Raw genomic sequence first — 20,155 nt, 5'->3', positions numbered from 1 at the left:
CTCAACATGTACTTATATGATTTTATAATTTATATTTAACTGTTAATAACCTCCTGTTTAAAATATGCTGCCCTCATTTTATATGAAATAACAAGGTTTTGCAATGCTCATTAACATTTGCAAAGTACGGAGTTTGTTATTTCAGCCGTATTTTTCTTGACATTTCCTACAGAAAAAAGCATTATGAAATAGAACGGAAAATCACCGGAAAACCCGGAATCATATAGAAAAGAAAGGATGGGAAACATTATGAGCAAAGTATATATTTTTTTCGCGGACGGTTTTGAGGATATTGAAGGATTGACAGTAGTTGATCTGATGCGGAGAGCCGGAATCGATATCCAGACAGTATCTGTTAAAGAAACAAAAGAGATCAGAACCTCCCACGGAATCAATATTCTCACAGACAGGACTTTCGGAGAGTGCGATTTCTCTGACGCAGATATACTGGTAATTCCGGGGGGAATGCCGGGAACAAAATATCTCGAAGAATATAAACCGCTTACTGATCTTCTCACGGATTTTTACCAGAAAGGCGGTAAGATAGCAGCTATCTGTGCAGCACCAGGAGTATTTGAGAGACTTGGTTTCCTCAAGGGAAGAAATGCAACATCCTATCCATCCGTAATGGAACAGCTTACAAGCGCAAATACGTCTCTGGAGGCGGTTGTTGTTGACGGCAATGTAACAACAAGCAGAGGACTCGGAACAGCAATCGATTTCAGTCTTTCCCTGATCCGTCAGCTGGAAGGAAGTGCAAAAGCAGAGGAAATTGCAGAATCTGTGGTATATTCCACAAAAAAAATCTATTAAAAGAGACGGTTCCTGTATGAACGCATAATAATAAGGGCAGATGTACAGGCACGATACCGAGATTTATACAGAAAACCGTGAATTTACAGCAATATAAGAGCTATATAAGTCGAAAAAAATACTGGCGTTTTTATAGTGATTATGCTATACTACAGAAATGACTGTAAATATTTAAAATGCGAGTGTTAACTATTTATATAAGGTATTTACTCGATAGAATTAAGGAGGAACAAGAAACATGAGTTTACAGGTGGAGAAAATGGAGAAAAACATGGCGAAACTTACAATTGAAGTTTCCGCTGAGGATCTTGACAAGGCAATGCAGAACGCATATCAGAAAGCGAAAGGAAGAATTTCCATTCCAGGATTCCGTAAAGGAAAAGCTCCAAGAAAAATGATCGAGCAGATGTACGGAAAGGGAGTATTCCTTGAGGACGCTGCTAACGCTCTGATTCCTGAGCATTACAGCAAAGCACTTGCTGAGTGTGATCTTGAGATCGTTTCCCAGCCTAAGATCGATGTAACACAGGTTGAGCCTGGCAAACCATTTATCTTTACAGCAGAAGTAGCTACCAAACCAGAGGTAACTCTTGGCGACTATAAAGGACTTGAGGTTCCGAAGTCTGAGACAGAGGTAACAGACGAGGAAGTTGAGGCAGAGCTTAAGAAAGAGCAGGAGAAGAACTCCAGAACGATCACAGTTGAGGATCGTGCTGCAGAGAACGGCGATACAGCAACAATTGACTTCGAGGGATTCGTAGACGGAGAAGCATTTGAGGGCGGTAAAGGAACAGACTACCCGCTGACACTTGGTTCCAACACATTTATCCCGGGATTCGAGGAGCAGCTTGTTGGTGCTAAGACAGGTGACCACGTAGAGGTTAAGGTTACATTCCCGGAGGAGTATCAGGCTAAAGAACTTGCCGGTAAAGAAGCAGTATTCCAGTGCGATGTTAAGAAGATCGAAGCAAAAGAGCTTCCGGAGCTTGACGATGACTTCGCTAAGGATGTATCTGAGTTTGATACACTTGCTGAGTACAAAGAAGACGTTAAGAAGAACCTGACAGAGAAGAAAGCAGAAGATGCACGTCGTGCAAAAGAAGACGCAGCAGTAGATAAAGTGATCGAGAATGCCCAGATGGATATTCCGGAGGCAATGATCGAGACACAGACACGTCAGATGCTTGACGATTTTGCAAGAAGAATGCAGTCTCAGGGTCTTTCCATGGAGCAGTACTTCCAGTTCACAGGACAGAGCGTTGAAAAGATGATGGAAGACATGAAGCCACAGGCTCTTAAGAGAATCCAGACAAGACTTGTTCTTGAGAAGATCGCTGAGGTAGAGAACATCCAGCCAACAGAGGATGAGGTAAATGAAGAAATCTCCAAGATGGCAGAGATGTACAAGATGGAAGCAGACAAATTAAAAGATCTCATCGGTGAGAACGAGATGGAGCAGATGAAGAAAGATATGGCTGTTCAGAAAGCTGTTACATTAGTTGCCGATGCAGCTGTAGAGGCGTAATAAACCTCGGAAATGGAGGGCAAAATGAGTTTAGTACCTTACGTCATTGAGCAGACCAGCAGAGGAGAAAGAAGTTACGATATTTATTCAAGACTTCTTAAGGACCGAATCATTTTCCTTGGAGAAGAGGTAAACGATGTCAGTGCGAACCTGATCGTTGCACAGCTTCTCTTCCTGGAAGCTGAAGATCCATCCAAGGATATCCAGCTTTATATCAACAGCCCGGGCGGTTCTGTAACTGCCGGAATGGCAATCTACGATACAATGCAGTATATCAAGTGCGATGTATCTACAATCTGCCTTGGAATGGCAGCCAGCATGGGAGCTTTTCTCCTGTCCTCCGGTGCCAAAGGCAAAAGATATGCACTTCCGAATTCAACGATCATGATTCACCAGCCTTCAGGCGGTGCACAGGGGCAGGCTACTGAGATCCAGATTGTAGCTGACCAGATCGCAAAAACTAAAAAGAAGCTGAACGAAATTCTTTCTATGAATACCGGACAGCCTCTTGAGATTGTGGAACGGGATACTGACCGTGACAACTATATGACAGCTGAAGAAGCTAAGGCATATGGTCTTATCGATGGTGTTGTGATCCACAAATAATGCGTAAGAAAAGACTCCTGTAAAAACACAGGAGTCTTATCTTGCTTTAAAAAGAAATTTCAAATGTCTGCGAGAGACGGACATTTACGCTTAGAAAGGAAACAAAATCATATGGCAGATAAAGTAAGAGAAGGAAAGGTAAGATGCTCCTTTTGCCATAAGACCGAAGATCAGGTACGTAAGCTGATCGCAGGTCCGGATGGAGCATATATTTGTGATGAATGTATCGGTATCTGTTCCGAGATCATGGAAGAAGAGTTCAGCATGTATGATCGCGAAGATGATTATGGAACAGGAATCAATCTTCTGAAACCGGAAGAGATCCACAGCATTCTGGATGAATATGTTATTGGACAGGACGATGCCAAAAAAGCACTTTCTGTAGCTGTTTACAATCATTACAAGAGAATTCTTGCTTCCAGAAACCTGGATGTTGAGCTTCAGAAGAGTAATATCCTGATGCTTGGCCCGACAGGTTCCGGTAAGACACTTCTTGCACAGACACTGGCAAGACTTCTGAATGTTCCTTTTGCCATCGCAGATGCCACCACTCTCACAGAGGCAGGCTATGTTGGTGAGGACGTTGAGAATATTCTTCTGAAGATCATCCAGGCAGCAGATTACGACATTGAACGTGCACAGTACGGAATCATCTACATCGATGAAATCGACAAGATCACAAGAAAATCCGAGAACACATCTATCACAAGAGATGTGTCCGGTGAGGGCGTACAGCAGGCACTCCTGAAGATTCTTGAGGGAACTGTTGCAAGCGTACCGCCGCAGGGAGGAAGAAAACATCCGCATCAGGAGTTTATTCAGATCGATACAACGAACATTCTGTTCATCTGCGGAGGAGCTTTTGACGGACTGGAGAAGATCATCGAGTCCAGGCAGGATACCAAATCTATCGGTTTCGGTGCAGAGGTTTCCGAGAAGGAAGAGCGCAATGTAGGTGAAATTCTGAAGGAAGTTATGCCGGAAGACTTTATTAAATTCGGTCTGATTCCTGAGTTTATCGGGCGAGTTCCGGTTGTTGTGACATTGGATTCCCTTGATGAGGATGCGCTGATCCGTATTTTGAAAGAGCCTAAGAACTCCCTTACCAAGCAGTATGACAAGCTTTTTGAGCTGGATGGCGTGGAGCTTGAGTTCCAGGACGAGGCACTTGAGAGCGTTGCGCGAAAATCTCTTGAGAGAAAAACAGGTGCCAGAGGACTTCGTTCCATTATGGAGCATACTCTGATGGATTTGATGTACAGGACACCATCGGATGATACAATCCGTAAATGTATCATCACAAAAGAGGCAGTGGAGGGAACCGGAGAAGCGGAGATCATCCACGGGGAGGCCCCGGCTCCTGCGAAGAAGGCAGGACACAAAACATCCCGTTCAAGAAAGAAAGGCAAGCCGGTAACAGCTTGATGAAGGGAATGACATAAATGACAAATCAGGTCGATATAATGCCAATGATTGCTCTGCGCGGAACTACGGTTCTGCCGGAGATGATCGTACACTTTGATGTGAGCAGAGAGAGATCAATCCGTGCAGTGGAAGCAGCAATGCTCCATGACCAGAAGGTTTTTCTTCTGACACAGAAAGACCCGGAGGTTGAGACACCAGGGCTTGATGATTTGTATCAGGTAGGAACCATTGCCTATATTAAGCAGGTGGTGAAGCTTCCGCAGGATCTCTACCGTGTTCTGGTAGAAGGACAGGAACGGGCAGAGGTTTTAAGCCTGGAACAGGAAGAACCATACCTGAAAGCAGAATGCGAGGTTGTCACAGCCCAGGAGGAGAATTATCCGGAACCTGTAAAAGATGCTATGCTCCGCAGTATCCGGGAGCTTTTCCAGAAATACTGCAGAGAGAGTGGCAAAATAAGCAGAGATCTGGTAAATCAGATCATGACCATTGAGGATGTGCAGGAGACCATCGATCAGATCGCAGTGAATCTTCCGATGTCCTATCAGAATAAACAGAAGCTTCTTGAGGCTGTATCTCTCAATGACCGCTATGAGATCCTGGGTGCACTTCTTGGCAGTGAGATTGAAGTGATTCATATCACAAAAGATCTACAGCGCAAGGTGAAATCTCATATCGACAAGAATCAGAGGGAGTACATTCTCCGTGAGCAGCTTAAGACGATCCGTGAGGAGCTTGGCGAAGATAATACAGCTGATGATGTTGAGGAATTCCGCAAACAGCTGAAAGAACTTAACGCTTCCGACGAAGTAAAAGAGAAGATATCCAAGGAAATCGGCCGTTTCAGGGGAATGGCAGCCAGTGCGGCAGAGGCTACAGTGCAGAGGGGATATCTTGAGACAGTTCTTGCTCTTCCGTGGGATAAAAAATCCGAGGATTCCGAGGATCTTGAGAATGCGTGGAGAATCCTTGAGGAAGGTCATTACGGACTGAAAGATGTAAAAGAACGTATCATGGAATTCCTTGCAGTGCGTAAGCTGACACATAAGGGCAAGAGTCCGATCCTCTGTCTTGTAGGCCCTCCGGGAACCGGTAAGACTTCCATTGCCCGTTCTGTTGCAGAGGCCATGAATAAGAAATATGTACGTATCTGTCTTGGCGGTGTTCGTGATGAGGCTGAGATTCGTGGTCACAGAAAGACTTATGTGGGTGCCATGCCGGGAAGGATCACTGTTGCGCTGAAAGAAGCAGGTGTCAGCAATCCGCTGATGCTCCTTGACGAGATCGACAAGACAAGCAGCGACTACAAGGGAGATACTTCCGCGGCACTTCTGGAGGTTCTTGATCCGGAGCAGAACAGTAAGTTCAATGATCACTATGTGGAGATTCCCCAGGATCTTTCGGAGGTACTGTTTATTGCCACTGCAAATGATGTTCAGGGAATCCCGAGACCACTTCTTGACAGAATGGAACTGATAGAGATCTCCGGATACACAGAGAATGAGAAGGAACATATTGCAAGAGAGCATCTGATTCCGAAACAGATGGAAATCAACGGAATCCCGAAAGGAAAACTGGTGATCCAGCCGGCTGCACTTGGCAAGCTGATCAACAGCTATACAAAAGAAGCCGGAGTCCGTTCTCTTGAGAGAAATATCGGCCGCATCTGCCGCAAGACTGCGAGAGCTCTTATGGAAGAAGGCAAAGATAAGGTGGTTGTAACATCCAGAAATATTTCCAGATTCCTTGGAAAAGAGAGATATGATTATCTTATGGCCAATGAAAAAAATGAGATTGGAATCGCCCGTGGCCTTGCATGGACACAGGTTGGTGGTGATACTCTTCAGATCGAAGTCAATGTTATGCCGGGCAAAGGTGAGCTGCTTCTTACAGGACAGCTTGGAGATGTAATGAAGGAATCTGCACAGGCAGGTATCAGTTACATCCGTTCCGTTGCAGATGAGTATGGAATTGATGCAGAATTTTTCCAGAAAAAAGATATCCATGTACATATCCCGGAAGGTGCTGTTCCAAAAGATGGCCCGTCCGCAGGTATTACCATGGCAACAGCTATGTTTTCCGCTATTATCGGGAAACCGGTACGCGCAGACCTTGCCATGACAGGTGAGATTACTTTAAGAGGCCGTGTGCTTCCGATTGGCGGACTGAAAGAAAAGCTGCTTGCAGCCAAATATGCGAAAATAAAAGAAGTCCTCGTTCCGGCGAAAAACCGTCCGGATATTGAAGAGATGGACAAAGAGATCCTACAGGGACTTAACATTCAGTTTGTGGATAACATGAAAGAAGTTCTTGATGAAGCTCTTGCATAAACAAAACAAGAAAAAACCCTGCCTTGATTTTCAGGACAGGGCTTTTAACAGAAAAGGGAGGAACAACAAATGGTAATCAAAAACGTATCGCTGGACATTGTATGCGGAATCACAAGCAAGATCCCGGACACAGGAAGACCGGAGGTAGCTTTTGCGGGAAAATCAAATGTAGGGAAATCCTCCCTGATCAATGGTCTGATGAACCGCAAGGCTCTGGCCAGAACCAGTGCACAGCCGGGAAAAACACAGACGATTAATTTTTATAATATCAACGAAGCAATGTATCTTGTGGACCTGCCAGGCTACGGCTACGCTAAAGTTTCCGCAGCTGAGAAGGAAAAATGGGGAAAGATGATCGAGGGCTATCTTCACGAGTCAAAGGAGCTCCGGGCAGTCTTTCTTCTGGTGGATATCCGCCATAAACCATCTGCCAATGACAAGCAGATGTATGATTGGATCTGCCATAACGGATATGAGCCGGTGATCATCGCGACCAAGCTTGACAAGCTGAAGCGCAGCCAGGTGGCAAAGAGCCTGAAGGAGATCCGCACAGGACTGGGACTTCCGAAAGATGGAAAGATCCTTCCGTTTTCTGCGGAGACAAAGCAGGGAAGAGACGAGATATGGGCACTGATCGATGAGTTGACTGGATTAGCAGAACCGGCAGCTACAGAGGATTGAGGAGAACAAAAAGATGGGAATTATCAAGGCGCTCAAGCTGGGATTTGACTATCAGAGATATGACGATGACGGCAATGTGGTAGACATGCAGCGTGCAGTCAATGATGTAAACCTGGACATTGAAGCCGGGGAATTTGTGGCAGTACTGGGACATAACGGCTCCGGAAAATCTACACTGGCGAAACATATGAATGCACTTTTGATTCCGACAGAAGGAACCATGCTGGTAGACGGTATTGACACAGCCAGGGAAACAAAACTCTGGAAAGTGCGCCAGAAAGCAGGAATGGTGTTTCAGAACCCGGATAATCAGATCATAGGAACTGTAGTAGAAGAGGATGTAGGATTCGGTCCTGAGAACATGGGCATTCCCACAGACGATATCTGGAAACGTGTAGATGACAGCCTGGAAAAAGTTGGCATGACAGCTTATCGTTATCAGTCCCCAAACAAGCTTTCCGGAGGACAGAAGCAGAGAGTGGCTATTGCAGGCGTGATGGCCATGCGTCCCAGATGCATCATTCTGGATGAGCCTACAGCCATGCTGGACCCCAACGGGCGAAAAGAAGTTCTGGAGGCAGTGCGGGAATTGAATCGCAAGGAAAAAGTTACAGTCATTCTGATCACGCATTACATGGAGGAAGTGATCCATGCTGACCGTGTTTATGTCATGGACAGCGGAAATGTTGTGATGCAGGGAAATCCTAAAGAGATTTTTTCCCAGGTGGATACCCTCAAAGCGTATGGACTGGATGTACCACAGGTAACACTTCTTGCATATGAACTGAAGAAATCCGGCGTGGATGTTCCGGATGGAATACTGACTACAGAGGAGCTGGTGAGCGCATTATGTCAATCGAATTAAAAAATGTAACCTATACCTACAGCCCAGGGACAGCCTATGAGAGCCATGCGCTGCAGGATGTCAGCCTTGTGATCCCGGACGGTCAGTTTATCGGGATCATCGGACACACAGGAAGCGGAAAATCTACATTGATCCAGCATCTGAATGCGCTGGTACAGCCAACATCCGGCCAGGTTCTGTACAATGGAGAAGATGTGTGGGCAGAAAAATATGACAGAAAGCAGCTTCGGAGCGAAGTTGGACTGGTGTTCCAGTATCCGGAACATCAGCTTTTTGAGAACGATGTGATTTCCGATGTGTGCTTTGGACCTATGAATCAGGGACTTTCCAGAGAAGAGGCGGAGAAAGAAGCGAAGCAGGCACTGACACAGGTTGGAGTAAAAGAATCCAATTTCAAGAAATCACCCTTTGAGCTTTCCGGAGGCCAGAAAAAAAGAGTAGCTATTGCAGGGGTTCTTGCCATGAACCCGAAGATCCTGATCCTGGACGAGCCCACAGCAGGCCTTGATCCGAAGGGACGTGATGATATTCTGGATCAGATCGCAGAGCTTCATAAAGTGAGGGGAATCACTATTGTCCTGGTGTCCCACAGCATGGAGGATATTGCCAAATATGTGGAGCGTCTCATTGTTATGAATCATGGAGAAGCGGTATTTGACGATGAGCCGAAGAAAGTTTTTTCCCATTATAAAGAACTGGAAACTATGGGACTCGCCGCACCGCAGATTACCTATATTATGCATGCGCTGAAGGAACATGGGCTGAATGTGGATGCAGATGCCACAACAGTGGAGGAAGCCAGAGACAGCATCCTTGCCGCACTTACGCAGGCGAACTCTCCATTACTGAACAAAGGAGGGGCGGAAAAATGATCAGAGATATTACCATTGGCCAGTATTATCCGGCCAAATCCGTTCTTCACAGACTGGACCCACGGACCAAATTTCTGGGAACTCTGGGATTTCTGATCTCTGTGTTCCTGTTCCATACATTTCTCGGATATGCGGTGGCAACAGCATTTCTGGTAGCCATGATCGCAATATCCAAGGTTCCGGTGAAATTCATGTTCAAGGGTCTGAAGGCTATCGTTATGATCCTTCTGATCACGGTTGTGTTCAATATCATCCTGACGCCTGGCGAAGTGCTGTGGCGTTTCGGAATCATCAAGGTTACAAGGGAAGGCCTTGTTCTTGCAGGAAGAATGGCAATCCGTCTTGTTTACCTTGTGATCGGATCTTCCATCATGACATTGACTACCACGCCGAATCAGCTGACAGATGGTCTGGAGAGATTGCTCCGTCCGCTGAACAAGATCCGGGTGCCGGTACATGAGATCGCCATGATGATGTCCATTGCCCTTCGCTTTATCCCGATCCTTCTGGAGGAGACGGATAAGATCATGAAAGCGCAGATTGCCAGGGGTGCAGATTTCGAAAATGGAAATCTGATCCAGAAGGCAAAAAACATGGTTCCCCTTCTTGTACCGTTGTTTATTTCTGCTTTTCGACGTGCCAATGATCTGGCCATGGCAATGGAAGCAAGATGTTACCATGGCGGAGATCACAGGACTCAGATGAAACCGCTGCATTATGAGAAGAGAGATTACATTGCATTTGTGATCCTTGCGGCATATCTTGCAGTTGGTGTGGTGTTCCGTGCAGTGGGACTGTAACCGGGCCAGGCAGATTTTTGTAAAAATGCGAAGGTTATGAACAGTTCAGCCATGGATCACAAGCAGTGACAGGAACTGCCTGAAGCAGGAGGTATATTATTTTATGAAACGAGTAGGACTTGTAGTAGCTTACGATGGAACCAATTATTCCGGCTGGCAGACACAGCCAAACGGAACGACTATCCAGGGTGTCTTAAATGATACCTTAAGTGAGCTGCTTGGAGAAAAGATAGAGACCATCGGTGCCAGCCGTACAGATGCAGGAGTGCACGCTCTTGGGAATGTGGCGGTTTTTGATACCGAATCCAGGATCCCCGGGGAAAAATTTTCCTATGCACTGAACCAGAGACTTCCGGAGGATATCCGTATCCAGCTTTCTGAGGAGGTGGAGCCTGATTTTCATCCCCGCTACTGTGACAGTGAAAAAACATATGAATACCGTATCCTGAACCGAAAATTTCCGGTTCCAACAGAGCGGCTGTATTCCTATTTTTATCATTACAAGCTGGACGTGGATAAGATGAAGGAGGCAACTTCCTATCTGATCGGACGACATGATTTCGCAAGCTTCTGCGGTTCCGGTGCACAGGTGAAGACAACCATCCGTACAGTAACTTCCATGGATGTATGGAGGGACGGAGATATGGTGACGATCCGCATTTCAGGAACTGGATTTCTTTACAATATGGTGCGTATCATTTCTGGTACTCTGATCGAGATCGGGAACGGACAGTACCCGCCGGAACGTATGGATAAGATCTTGAAAGCCTGCGACCGTGGGGCAGCAGGCCCCACAGCACCGGCTCAGGGGCTGACATTGATGGGAATTGAATTTTTCTGAAAACAGGAATTTTGTTGAAAATTACAAGAAAAAACAGTTGACAGGCAAGGTGCCTTATAATATAATAACTCAATGTGACGTAGTGCGAAGATGCTTGAGCCAATAGCCCCGGCGACGGCATTTTATCAGCGGTTTCGGACATTTCCGCGATTTATTTTGCACCCGCGTTTCCATTTACTTTTTTTCGCGGAAGTACCGCGGTTTGAGAAACATTATCGTTGATAAATAACAGGAGGTAGGACCATGCAGACTTATATGGCTAATCCGGATAAAATCGAAAGAAAATGGTATGTAGTTGACGCAGAGGGTTGCACTCTGGGACGTCTGGCTTCCGGTGTTGCAAGTGTTTTAAGAGGAAAGAACAAACCTCAGTTTACACCGCACGTTGACACAGGAGATTATGTAATCGTTGTAAACGCTGATAAGATCAAAGTTACAGGCAAGAAGCTTGAGCAGAAGATTTATTATAACCACTCCGACTATGTTGGTGGAATGAAAGAAACCACATTAAAAGAAATGTTAGCAAAGAAACCTGAGAAGGTTATCGAGCTCGCAGTTAAGGGAATGCTTCCGAAAGGACCTCTTGGAAGAGCTATGAACAAGAAACTTTTCGTATACGCAGGACCAGAGCACAAACATGAGGCTCAGAAGCCTGAAGTTTTAACATTTTAATAGGAGGTAGAAAACATTGGCTAGCGCAAAATTCTACGGAACAGGAAGAAGAAAGAAATCAATCGCGAGAGTTTACCTGGTACCTGGAACAGGTAAAATCACTATCAATAAAAGAGACATCGATGAGTACTTCGGTCTTGAGACTCTGAAAGTTATCGTTCGTCAGCCACTCACTTTAACAGAGACAGAGGGTAAATTCGATGTGATCGTTAACGTTCACGGCGGTGGATACACAGGACAGGCTGGAGCAATCCGTCATGGTCTTTCCAGAGCACTCCTCGAGGCAGATAAAGACTACAGACCAGCTCTTAAAGCAGCAGGATTCCTTACACGTGATCCACGTATGAAAGAGCGTAAGAAATACGGTCTCAAAGCAGCTCGTCGCGCTCCGCAGTTCAGCAAGCGATAATCGACTGCTCAGACTATATCAAAATAGTTCAAAAACCCCGGAAAATCAAGGTTTTCCGGGGTTTTCTTATACCTAAATGGGCTGATATAGTTTGACCCCATTTGACCTAACGAGAGCCGTTTTCCCCCAATTTTTAGTGGTTCACCAGATTTTTCGCTGGAGAGTTTGGCATAATCTGATCAAAATGGAAGTATCCCTGGTAAATGCCATGAGTCGTAAGACTATCTTGCGGCAATATCTGGACACGCTGAAGGGGCAATATTCCCATATCCTCATCGACTGCCAGCCCTCCCTGGGTATGCTCACAGTCAATGCGCTGGCCGCTGCGAACAGGATCATCATTCCCGTTCAGGCGGAGTATCTGTCCGCCAAAGGGCTGGAACAGCTCCTCTCCACGTAAACAAGGTAAAGCGGCAGATCAACCCCAAGCTCCAGATCGACGGTATCCTGCTGACGATGGTGGATAGCCGAACCAACTTTGCCAAAGAGATTTCCGCGCTCCTGCGGGAGACCTATGGCAGCAAGATTAAAGTATTCGTCACAGAGATCCCCCATTCTGTCCGGGCAAAGGAAATCAGTGCAGAGGGAAACAATGCAGAGGGAAACAATGCAGGAGATCAGATGTTATGTGAAAGACTGGCTGGAAAAACAGGGAAACTGTTAAAAAATATCCATTATAATTATAAGTCAAAGAATATGAATAGTGTTTATCTATTACTGCTTCGAAACTTCCCAGGGGTGGTATTATAATACTTATGAAAAAGTTCACAAAAATAACTGCTATTTGAAAACCCGCAGGTATATGCTATCTCAGTAACAGACATTGTAGTATTTTGAAGAAGAAAAACAGATTTTTCCAAACGATAGCGATTTAGATATACCATTGGGGAAGTATTCAAATATTTCTGAAAAAGGGAAGTACATTTTGTCTTGCAGCAATTTCCTGAGGATGAAATATCTTTAAGCATAATTTTGTGGGGATAATTTTTCTGCACATATCCGATCATTGTAGTAAGAGCCAGAGTATCCTCTGTATCTTTATCATAATCTGGGAAATAATTCATATTTTCAGCAAGGAGTCGAAAAATATGAACGGTTTTTTCCAGCGTAATAAATGGCTGTAGTTCATCCACATTTTTTTTGTAAAGCATTTCAAGGTCACGAAGAATAGAATTCTGCCACAGGATAGACGGATTCAGTGGTTGATAGGGAAAATGAATATTCTGTATCAGGGGATTTAGACATTTTTCCACAAAATAAGTATTTGCAGAAAGCAACTGCGGAGATAACAGAATACAGATAAAGAGACATTCTGTATGAGTATCGGAATAGCCATAATGAAAGCAGCGGCTGTTTACAAAAATTCCTTCACCTGCTTGCAAAGAAATCTTCTGACCATTCACATCATAAAACATCTGTCCCTCTAAAATCAGAATAAATTCCAGATCGTCATGCCAATGACTGACTGCACGAAAATCAGGATAGCGTGAAAGCTGTCCCTTTTTTATATATGCAGGAAAGTCTGGATTGTTATAGGCAACATTTTCAGATGCATCTGAATTTAAAACAATGCTTGGACATACTTCCATCAAAATAATCTCCTTTTCGAACGTTTGTTATATTATTATGGCTGATTATGGTATAAAAATCAATAAAATTGGTTTATTTTTATATTGTGCACAGAAAGGAAAAATTGTAGATGGGAAACGAATTCACAAATAAGATTTTGAAACTTGCTCTGCCCATTACAGCACAACAATTTATGTTAGCACTTGTAAGTGCATGCGATGCTTTTATGTTGGGAGGATTAAATCAGAACTCTCTGTCAGCAGTTTCGCTGGCTTCGCAGATCACCTTTGTTTTCAATTTGATTTTAACAGCACTTACAATAGGGGAAAATATGTTTGTTGCACAGTATTATGGAAAAAGAGATTTTGATGGATTACGGACATCAGCAGGACTTGTATTAAGATATGTATTCATAATTTCCATTCTCTTTCTGCTTGCAACATTCTTTATTCCTGAAACGCTCATGCGACTGTTTACAAACGATACTATACTGATTGATTATGGTATTAAGTATTTGAAAGTGATTGGATTATCCTATATCTTTTCAGGAGTTCTGCAGGTTTTGCAGGGAATCTTGAAAAATTGTGGTTATGCAGGTAGATGTACCATAATAAGTGCAGTTGTTGTCTGTGTTAATATTATACTGAATGTTATTCTGATTTACGGATACATGGGCTTTCCAAGAATGGAGATTGCAGGTGCGGCACTGGCTACTGTCATTGCAAATGGACTTGGTCTGGCTATTGCGATTTATATTTTGCACCTGAAAAAGGAATTTTGGATTGGAGTAAAAGACATAAAAAACAGGGAAGTCCATATAACGAGGAAATTCTGGAAACATGTTTATCCGGTACTTTTTAATGAACTTGCCTGGGGCGGTGGATTTACGATGTATTCTGTCATACTTGGACATCTTGGTTCCGATGCTATCGCAGCCAATTCTATTGCAAATATAACCAAGAACCTTTTAATCTGTGGTTGTACCGGCTTTGGATATGGTGGAAGTATTATTGTTGGAAATCTGCTTGGTAAAGGGAACTTATCTGAAGCAAAGAAAAACGGAAATATTTTATGCAAAACTTCGGTATTTTTGGGCGTGGTGACGGCTGGAGTGATTTTTCTTGCGACACCTGTAATCCTGCATTTTACGAATCTGACTGATATAGCAACAGGATATTTAAAGAATATGCTGTTTATAAGCAGCTATTATGTAATAGGAAAATCAATCAATTCTATGACAATAGGTGGTATTTTTCCTGCAGGGGGAGATACAAAATTTGGATTAATATGTGATGTGGTTACCATGTGGTGCTTTGCAGTTCCACTGGGATGTATCGCAGCATTTGTATTTAAATTGCCGGTAATGATGGTGTATTTTGTCCTAAATCTGGATGAACTGGTAAAACTTCCGGCAGTATTTAAACATTATAAACAATATAAATGGTTAAAAAATTTAACAGAAATGGAGAATTAAATTATGAATATGAAAAAAAGAAGAGATATGCAGCTTGCTTACATTTCAGATGAAGCGGTTATGGAAGAACAGAGGATAGGTAGAAAAATCCTGCAAAAACTTAATTTTGCAGATCGGTCGGATTTTGATGGGATTGCAGAAATAGTAAAAGAACTTTTGGGAAAATCGGAAGGTGCATGGATTAACCCACCTTTTTACTGCGATTATGGTTCGCATATAGAAGTAGGTAAAAATTTCTTTGCAAATTATAACTGTACAATTATAGATGTGGCAAAGGTAAAAATCGGTGATAACTGTCAGATGGCACCCAATGTATCTATTTATACAGCAGGACATCCAATTTATCCAGATACGCGCAATTCTGCTTTTGAATACGGAAAAGAGGTTACCATCGGGGATAATGTATGGTTGGGAGGAAATACAGTAGTGTGTCCTGGAGTACATATTGGAGACAATGTGGTAATTGGTGCAGGAAGTGTTGTAACAAAAGACATTCCGGATTGGTCCATTGCAGCCGGAAATCCATGTCGTGTGATTAGAAAAATAACAGATGAGGACAGGAGAAAATTGTTTCACAATGAAGAAATTGATGATGAAGCATGGGATATGATATGTGCACAGGCGGAAAAATAATATGATCATGAGAGAACGGATTGCAGCCGGATAATAAAGTCCCGTTTCTTTAGCCGTCTGTTTTTTTGTCCATGCCATCAACTTGTCTTCATCGCCATCGAACTGTTCCAGAAGAGCATTGTATTTCCCAAGTTTTTTATAAATACATGAAGATGATTTTTAATTATTCAACTGTCAAACTCCCGGGTTGTATCAGGATTATCGAAAAAAAAGGAAAAAAAGTATACTCTTTTTTTGACATTTTTATATTTTTTTGATACTATATCATCATGCAGACCTCTCATAGGCATAAACCTGTGGGAGGTTTTTTACACATGAAATTTAAGGAGGATTAACGGATGAGAGAAGCAAAAAAATCCGGTCACAGCCATCAGCGGGGACGTTTTTCAGGGAAGATCGGTTATGTGCTGGCAGTGGCCGGATCAGCTGTTGGTTTGGGAAACATCTGGCGTTTTCCGTACCTGGCAGCGAAATATGGAGGAGGAATGTTCCTGCTGGTTTATATTCTTCTGACAGTGTCATTTGGATATGTTCTGATCATGTCCGAGACAGCACTTGGACGAATGACGAGAAAGAGTCCGGTAGGAGCGTTTGAACATTTTGGAAAGAGTGCACCGTTTAAGATTGGCGGCTGGCTGAATGCAGTAATCCCTATGCTGATCGTGCCGTATTACAGTACCATCGGCGGATGGGTCATTAAATATCTGGTGGAATATTTCAGAGGGAATGTTCAGAAGGTTTCTGAAGAAGGTTACTTTGGAAGCTTTATTGCGGATTCCTGGCAGGTAGAGATATGGTTTATTGTATTTGCTGTTCTGGTGTTTGCAATCATTCTTGGAGGAGTCAGAAACGGTGTGGAACGTATGTCCAAGATCATGATGCCGCTTCTGGTGGTTCTGGCAGTGATCGTGGCAGTATATTCTATCACACGTCCGGGGGCAATGACCGGTGTGAAATATTTCCTGATTCCAAATTTTGAAAATTTTTCCTGGATGACAGTAGTTGCAGCCATGGGACAGATGTTCTATTCTCTGTCTATTGCTATGGGAATCCTGTACACATATGGTTCTTATATGAATAAAAAGATGGATGTGGAGCAGGCAACCACCCAAGTAGAGATCTTTGATACGGGTATTGCGATCCTTGCAGGCCTGATGATCATTCCGGCAGTATTTGCTTTTTCCGGCGGAAATCCTGAGACACTGCAGGCGGGTCCATCCCTGATGTTTATTACATTGCCGAAGATTTTTGCAACCATGGGCGTTGGAACTGGAGCAGGAATCCTGTTTTTCCTTCTTGTTCTTCTGGCTGCACTGACCAGTGCGGTATCTCTTATGGAAACCAGCGTATCCACTTTTATGGATGAACTTCACTGGGGCAGGGCAAAATGCTGTATCATTATGGCTGTGATCATGCTTGTATTCGGAAGTGCATCCTCTATGGGATACGGAATTCTGGATTTTCTGAAGATCTTCGGAATGAATTTCCTGGATTTCTTTGACTTTATGACAAACTCCGTGATGATGCCGCTGGCAGCACTTGCAACCTGCTTCCTGGTGACACGTGTTGTTGGATATGACAGGATCGCAGCAGAGATCGAGCAGTCATCCAGATTCCGCAGAAAAGGACTGTATAAGTTTTTTATCAGATATCTGGCACCTGTTTGTCTGATCATTGTACTGTTAAGCTCTATTGCCAATGTGCTGGGAATTATCAGTATGTAAAAAAATATTAAGAGATAGAAAAAGATCAGGAGGGAATGAATACTGAATGAAATCATTCTCATCTGATCTTTTCCATAGTTTACGCTGCTGAAACAACAGCAATGGAAATATAGTCATACCTATTTTCATGCTAAAACAGGTGGCAGATTTGGCTTTACATCATGGGTTGGTATCAAGTATAATACATTGAACGCAGACTAAATATCACAATAAAATTACGATAAAGGAATATAACAGATGAGTATTTTAAACGTTGAACATCTCACTCACGGATTTGGAGACAGAGCGATTTTTGAGGATGTATCTTTCCGGCTCCTAAAGGGAGAACATATCGGACTTGTCGGTGCCAACGGTGAGGGAAAGTCCACATTTATGAGTATTGTAACCGGAAAACTGATGCCGGATGAAGGTAAGGTAGAATGGGCAAAAAATGTCCACGCAGGCTATCTGGATCAGCATGCAGTCCTGGAAAAAGGTATGACCATCGGGCAGGTGCTGAAATCTGCCTTTGATCCTCTTCTGAAAAAAGAAGAGCGCATGAACGAGATCTGCGACAAACTGGGAACAGCAGATCCTGATGAGATGGATTCTCTGATGGAAGAGCTTGGAACTATCCAGGATGAACTGACGCTTCATGATTTTTATGCCATTGATGCGAAAGTGGAGGAGGTTGCCAGAGCACTGGGACTTCTTGACCTGGGCCTGGACCGTGATGTTACGGACTTAAGTGGTGGCCAGAGAACCAAGGTACTTCTTGCGAAACTTCTTCTGGAGAAACCGGATATCCTTCTTCTGGACGAGCCCACAAACTATCTGGATGAAGAACATATTGCATGGCTGAAAAGATATCTCCTGGATTATGAGAATGCTTTTATCCTGATCTCCCATGATATTCCGTTCCTGAATTCAGTAGTCAATATTATCTACCACATGGAGAACCAGGAACTGAACCGATATGTAGGAGATTACGACCACTTCCAGGAAGTTTACGCAGTAAAAAAAGCTCAGCTGGAGGCTGCCTATCGTAAACAGCAGCAGGAAATCAGTGAGCTGAAAGATTTTGTAGCCAGAAACAAGGCACGTGTTTCCACAAGAAACATGGCCATGTCACGTCAGAAGAAACTGGATAAAATGGATGTGATCGAGCTGGCAGCAGAGAAGCCGAAGCCGGAGTTTAATTTCCGTTACGGACGCACACCGGGAAAAATGCTTTTTGAGACACATGACCTTGTGATCGGATATGATGAACCACTCTCCAAACCGCTGAATTTTACAATGGAACGCGGCCAGAAGAGTGCTCTGGTAGGAACTAACGGTATTGGTAAGACTACACTTCTTCGAAGTCTTCTCGGACTGATCAAGCCGATTTCCGGAAATGTGGAACAGGGCGAGAATCTTGAGATTGGATATTTTGAGCAGGAAGTTAAGGGTGAGAATCGAACTACCTGCATCGAAGAACTCTGGCAGGAATTTCCGTCATTTTCCCAGTATGAAGTACGTTCCGCACTGGCAAAATGCGGCCTGACGACCAAGCATATTGAGAGCCAGGTACGGGTTTTAAGCGGTGGTGAGCAGGCAAAGGTGCGTCTCTGCAAGCTGGTGAACCGTGACACCAACATTCTTCTTTTGGATGAGCCTACCAATCATCTGGATGTAGATGCAAAAGACGAGCTGAAAAAAGCTCTCCGGGAGTATCGTGGAAGTATTCTTCTTATCTGCCACGAGCCGGAATTTTATCAGGATGTGGTAAATGAAGTCTGGGATATGAGCAAGTGGACAACCAAGATATTCTGATAATGGATATAGATATATGGCAGAAAAGACAGATATAATTCGAAAAGTACAATAAATGAGACATAAAAGATGACAGCATAAGGGCAGCAGAGTCTGCCGGACAGAAATACAGAGGATGAATAAATGGAAGAAACACAACTGAAAAAATTCGGCATTGTGATGGAAGGCGGCGGGATGCGCGGTCTTTATACAGCCGGAGTGATCGATGTGCTGATGGAGAATGATATTTACGCAGACAGTGCAGTAGGCGTATCGGCAGGAGCTGTTTTTGGCTGCAATTACAAGTCAGAACAGATCGGAAGAGTTCGTCGTTACAATAAAAAATACTGTAAGGACAAGCGGCTTGCAAGTATCCGCAACTGGATCACAACAGGTGATATCTACAGCAAGGAGTTCGGATACAACGAACTTCCATGGAAACTGGATATTTTTGACAGGGGAACTTATAAGGATAATCCTATGAAATTTACGGTGGTATGTACGGATATCAACACAGGAAAACCGGTATATCACCAGTGTCCCAACGGAGATGTGGAGGATATTGAGTGGATGCGTGCCTCAGCGTCTATTCCGGTTGTTTCCCGCCCTGTAAAACTTGGGGGAAAGCAGCTGCTGGATGGAGGTGTGTCTGATCCGATTCCGGTTGAATGGATGCTGAAACAGGGCTATGAGAAGAACATAGTGGTACTTACAAGAGACATCAATTACCGGAAAACAGCCAACCCCAGGATGATGATGTTTCTGAAAGCTGTCTTACATAAATATCCGGCGTTACTAGAAGATCTGGAGAAACGCCATATTCATTATAATGAAACTCTGGAGAAACTAGGCTCTCTGGAAAAAGCAGGCCGTGTCCATATCATCCGCCCAAGCCAGCCTGTCAAAGCAGCCATGATCGAGAGGGATGCAGACAATCTGGAGCGGATCTACCAGATGGGAAGAAGTGATATGGAGAAAGATCTGGAACAGCTGAGAGCATACCTGCACTGATATGGAACCGAGGCCGGGATAAATTTTTCCGTGTTTCAGGCAGGCGGAATACCAGGCAGTGGAGTAAAGTATCGTCAGATACAGGAAACAGGATTCGACTTATACCCCTTTCTATGTTATGATAGTAGATAT

At 43.9% G+C, this 20,155-nt stretch carries 18 protein-coding genes and 1 pseudogene; 18 read left to right on the top strand and 1 reads right to left on the bottom strand.

What is annotated here, in order from left to right; translation table 11 throughout:
• Positions 1-246: 246 nt before the first annotated feature.
• The 13 genes and pseudogenes from HFM85_RS11850 to HFM85_RS11790 form a co-directional block, all read left to right on the top strand.
• On the top strand, positions 247-813 hold the full coding sequence (locus tag HFM85_RS11850; protein WP_173738316.1) for a DJ-1 family glyoxalase III: 567 nt from the start codon (positions 247-249) through the stop codon (positions 811-813).
• Positions 814-1,051: 238 nt separating this feature from the next.
• Positions 1,052-2,338 (top strand): trigger factor, encoded by a 1,287-nt coding sequence (gene tig / locus HFM85_RS11845; RefSeq protein WP_173738313.1) that lies wholly within the window; start codon positions 1,052-1,054, stop codon positions 2,336-2,338.
• Between the two features lie 24 nt (positions 2,339-2,362).
• A complete protein-coding gene (gene clpP, locus HFM85_RS11840; protein ID WP_173738312.1) occupies positions 2,363-2,944 on the top strand; it encodes an ATP-dependent Clp endopeptidase proteolytic subunit ClpP in 582 nt (193 codons plus the stop codon).
• A 111-nt stretch (positions 2,945-3,055) separates the two neighbouring features.
• Positions 3,056-4,369 carry an ATP-dependent Clp protease ATP-binding subunit ClpX gene (gene clpX / locus HFM85_RS11835; RefSeq protein ID WP_173738311.1) on the top strand — a complete coding sequence of 438 codons (1,314 nt, stop codon included), beginning with the start codon at positions 3,056-3,058 and terminating at the stop codon, positions 4,367-4,369.
• A gap of 17 nt (positions 4,370-4,386) precedes the next feature.
• A complete protein-coding gene (lon, locus tag HFM85_RS11830; RefSeq protein WP_173738310.1) occupies positions 4,387-6,699 on the top strand; it encodes an endopeptidase La in 2,313 nt (770 codons plus the stop codon).
• Positions 6,700-6,768: 69 nt separating this feature from the next.
• Positions 6,769-7,380, top strand: a complete 612-nt coding sequence (gene yihA / locus HFM85_RS11825; protein ID WP_119238703.1) for a ribosome biogenesis GTP-binding protein YihA/YsxC — start codon at positions 6,769-6,771, stop codon at positions 7,378-7,380.
• Positions 7,381-7,393: 13 nt separating this feature from the next.
• Positions 7,394-8,245 (top strand): energy-coupling factor transporter ATPase, encoded by an 852-nt coding sequence (locus HFM85_RS11820; RefSeq protein ID WP_173738309.1) that lies wholly within the window; start codon positions 7,394-7,396, stop codon positions 8,243-8,245.
• Positions 8,230-9,117 (top strand): energy-coupling factor transporter ATPase, encoded by an 888-nt coding sequence (locus HFM85_RS11815; protein WP_173738308.1) that lies wholly within the window; start codon positions 8,230-8,232, stop codon positions 9,115-9,117. Before HFM85_RS11820 ends, HFM85_RS11815 begins: the two co-directional genes overlap by 16 nt.
• Positions 9,114-9,917 carry an energy-coupling factor transporter transmembrane component T family protein gene (locus tag HFM85_RS11810; protein ID WP_173738307.1) on the top strand — a complete coding sequence of 268 codons (804 nt, stop codon included), beginning with the start codon at positions 9,114-9,116 and terminating at the stop codon, positions 9,915-9,917. Before HFM85_RS11815 ends, HFM85_RS11810 begins: the two co-directional genes overlap by 4 nt.
• Before the next feature lie 103 nt (positions 9,918-10,020).
• Positions 10,021-10,758 carry a tRNA pseudouridine(38-40) synthase TruA gene (gene truA, locus HFM85_RS11805; protein ID WP_173738306.1) on the top strand — a complete coding sequence of 246 codons (738 nt, stop codon included), beginning with the start codon at positions 10,021-10,023 and terminating at the stop codon, positions 10,756-10,758.
• A gap of 243 nt (positions 10,759-11,001) precedes the next feature.
• Entirely contained in the window at positions 11,002-11,430 is a 429-nt protein-coding gene (rplM, locus tag HFM85_RS11800; protein WP_021650595.1) for a 50S ribosomal protein L13, read from the top strand.
• A 16-nt stretch (positions 11,431-11,446) separates the two neighbouring features.
• Positions 11,447-11,839: a 30S ribosomal protein S9 gene (rpsI, locus tag HFM85_RS11795; protein ID WP_173738305.1), complete on the top strand. Its 393-nt coding sequence runs from the start codon at positions 11,447-11,449 to the stop codon at positions 11,837-11,839.
• 184 nt (positions 11,840-12,023) lie between these two features.
• Positions 12,024-12,589, top strand: a pseudogene (locus HFM85_RS11790) (ParA family protein); the annotation flags it as partial.
• On the opposite strand, the gene HFM85_RS16785 reads toward HFM85_RS11790, so the two are convergent.
• Entirely contained in the window at positions 12,547-13,428 is an 882-nt protein-coding gene (locus tag HFM85_RS16785) for an AraC family transcriptional regulator (RefSeq protein WP_173738304.1), read from the bottom strand. The pseudogene HFM85_RS11790 and the gene HFM85_RS16785 sit on opposite strands and share 43 nt — an antisense overlap.
• A gap of 110 nt (positions 13,429-13,538) precedes the next feature.
• Between HFM85_RS16785 and HFM85_RS11780 the strand changes: the two genes are divergently transcribed.
• From HFM85_RS11780 to HFM85_RS11760, 5 genes are all read left to right on the top strand, one after another.
• On the top strand, positions 13,539-14,882 hold the full coding sequence (locus HFM85_RS11780) for an MATE family efflux transporter (protein WP_173738303.1): 1,344 nt from the start codon (positions 13,539-13,541) through the stop codon (positions 14,880-14,882).
• A 3-nt stretch (positions 14,883-14,885) separates the two neighbouring features.
• On the top strand, positions 14,886-15,515 hold the full coding sequence (locus HFM85_RS11775) for a sugar O-acetyltransferase (RefSeq protein WP_243251497.1): 630 nt from the start codon (positions 14,886-14,888) through the stop codon (positions 15,513-15,515).
• A 338-nt stretch (positions 15,516-15,853) separates the two neighbouring features.
• A complete protein-coding gene (locus HFM85_RS11770; RefSeq protein WP_173738302.1) occupies positions 15,854-17,239 on the top strand; it encodes a sodium-dependent transporter in 1,386 nt (461 codons plus the stop codon).
• Positions 17,240-17,476: 237 nt separating this feature from the next.
• Entirely contained in the window at positions 17,477-19,033 is a 1,557-nt protein-coding gene (locus HFM85_RS11765; RefSeq protein WP_173738301.1) for an ABC-F family ATP-binding cassette domain-containing protein, read from the top strand.
• A 123-nt stretch (positions 19,034-19,156) separates the two neighbouring features.
• Positions 19,157-20,023: a patatin-like phospholipase family protein gene (locus HFM85_RS11760; protein WP_173738300.1), complete on the top strand. Its 867-nt coding sequence runs from the start codon at positions 19,157-19,159 to the stop codon at positions 20,021-20,023.
• Positions 20,024-20,155: the final 132 nt, after the last annotated feature.

It is taken from the genome of Blautia schinkii (genome assembly GCF_013304825.1).
Taxonomy (GTDB): Bacteria; Bacillota; Clostridia; order Lachnospirales; family Lachnospiraceae; genus Blautia_A; species Blautia_A schinkii_B.
This window is presented reverse-complemented; position numbering and strand designations above follow the sequence as displayed.

Bases quoted from the DNA above. Each gene is read 5' to 3' on its own strand.
- tig (WP_173738313.1), top strand. From the start codon at position 1,052: ATGAGTTTACAGGTGGAGAAAATGGAGAAAAACATGGCGAAACTTACA.
- clpP (WP_173738312.1), top strand. From the start codon at position 2,363: ATGAGTTTAGTACCTTACGTCATTGAGCAGACCAGCAGAGGAGAAAGA.
- clpX (WP_173738311.1), top strand. From the start codon at position 3,056: ATGGCAGATAAAGTAAGAGAAGGAAAGGTAAGATGCTCCTTTTGCCAT.
- lon (WP_173738310.1), top strand. From the start codon at position 4,387: ATGACAAATCAGGTCGATATAATGCCAATGATTGCTCTGCGCGGAACT.
- yihA (WP_119238703.1), top strand. From the start codon at position 6,769: ATGGTAATCAAAAACGTATCGCTGGACATTGTATGCGGAATCACAAGC.
- HFM85_RS11820 (WP_173738309.1), top strand. From the start codon at position 7,394: ATGGGAATTATCAAGGCGCTCAAGCTGGGATTTGACTATCAGAGATAT.
- HFM85_RS11815 (WP_173738308.1), top strand. From the start codon at position 8,230: ATGTCAATCGAATTAAAAAATGTAACCTATACCTACAGCCCAGGGACA.
- HFM85_RS11810 (WP_173738307.1), top strand. From the start codon at position 9,114: ATGATCAGAGATATTACCATTGGCCAGTATTATCCGGCCAAATCCGTT.
- truA (WP_173738306.1), top strand. From the start codon at position 10,021: ATGAAACGAGTAGGACTTGTAGTAGCTTACGATGGAACCAATTATTCC.
- rplM (WP_021650595.1), top strand. From the start codon at position 11,002: ATGCAGACTTATATGGCTAATCCGGATAAAATCGAAAGAAAATGGTAT.
- HFM85_RS16785 (WP_173738304.1), bottom strand. From the start codon at position 13,428: ATGGAAGTATGTCCAAGCATTGTTTTAAATTCAGATGCATCTGAAAAT.
- HFM85_RS11780 (WP_173738303.1), top strand. From the start codon at position 13,539: ATGGGAAACGAATTCACAAATAAGATTTTGAAACTTGCTCTGCCCATT.
- HFM85_RS11775 (WP_243251497.1), top strand. From the start codon at position 14,886: ATGAATATGAAAAAAAGAAGAGATATGCAGCTTGCTTACATTTCAGAT.
- HFM85_RS11770 (WP_173738302.1), top strand. From the start codon at position 15,854: ATGAGAGAAGCAAAAAAATCCGGTCACAGCCATCAGCGGGGACGTTTT.
- HFM85_RS11765 (WP_173738301.1), top strand. From the start codon at position 17,477: ATGAGTATTTTAAACGTTGAACATCTCACTCACGGATTTGGAGACAGA.
- HFM85_RS11760 (WP_173738300.1), top strand. From the start codon at position 19,157: ATGGAAGAAACACAACTGAAAAAATTCGGCATTGTGATGGAAGGCGGC.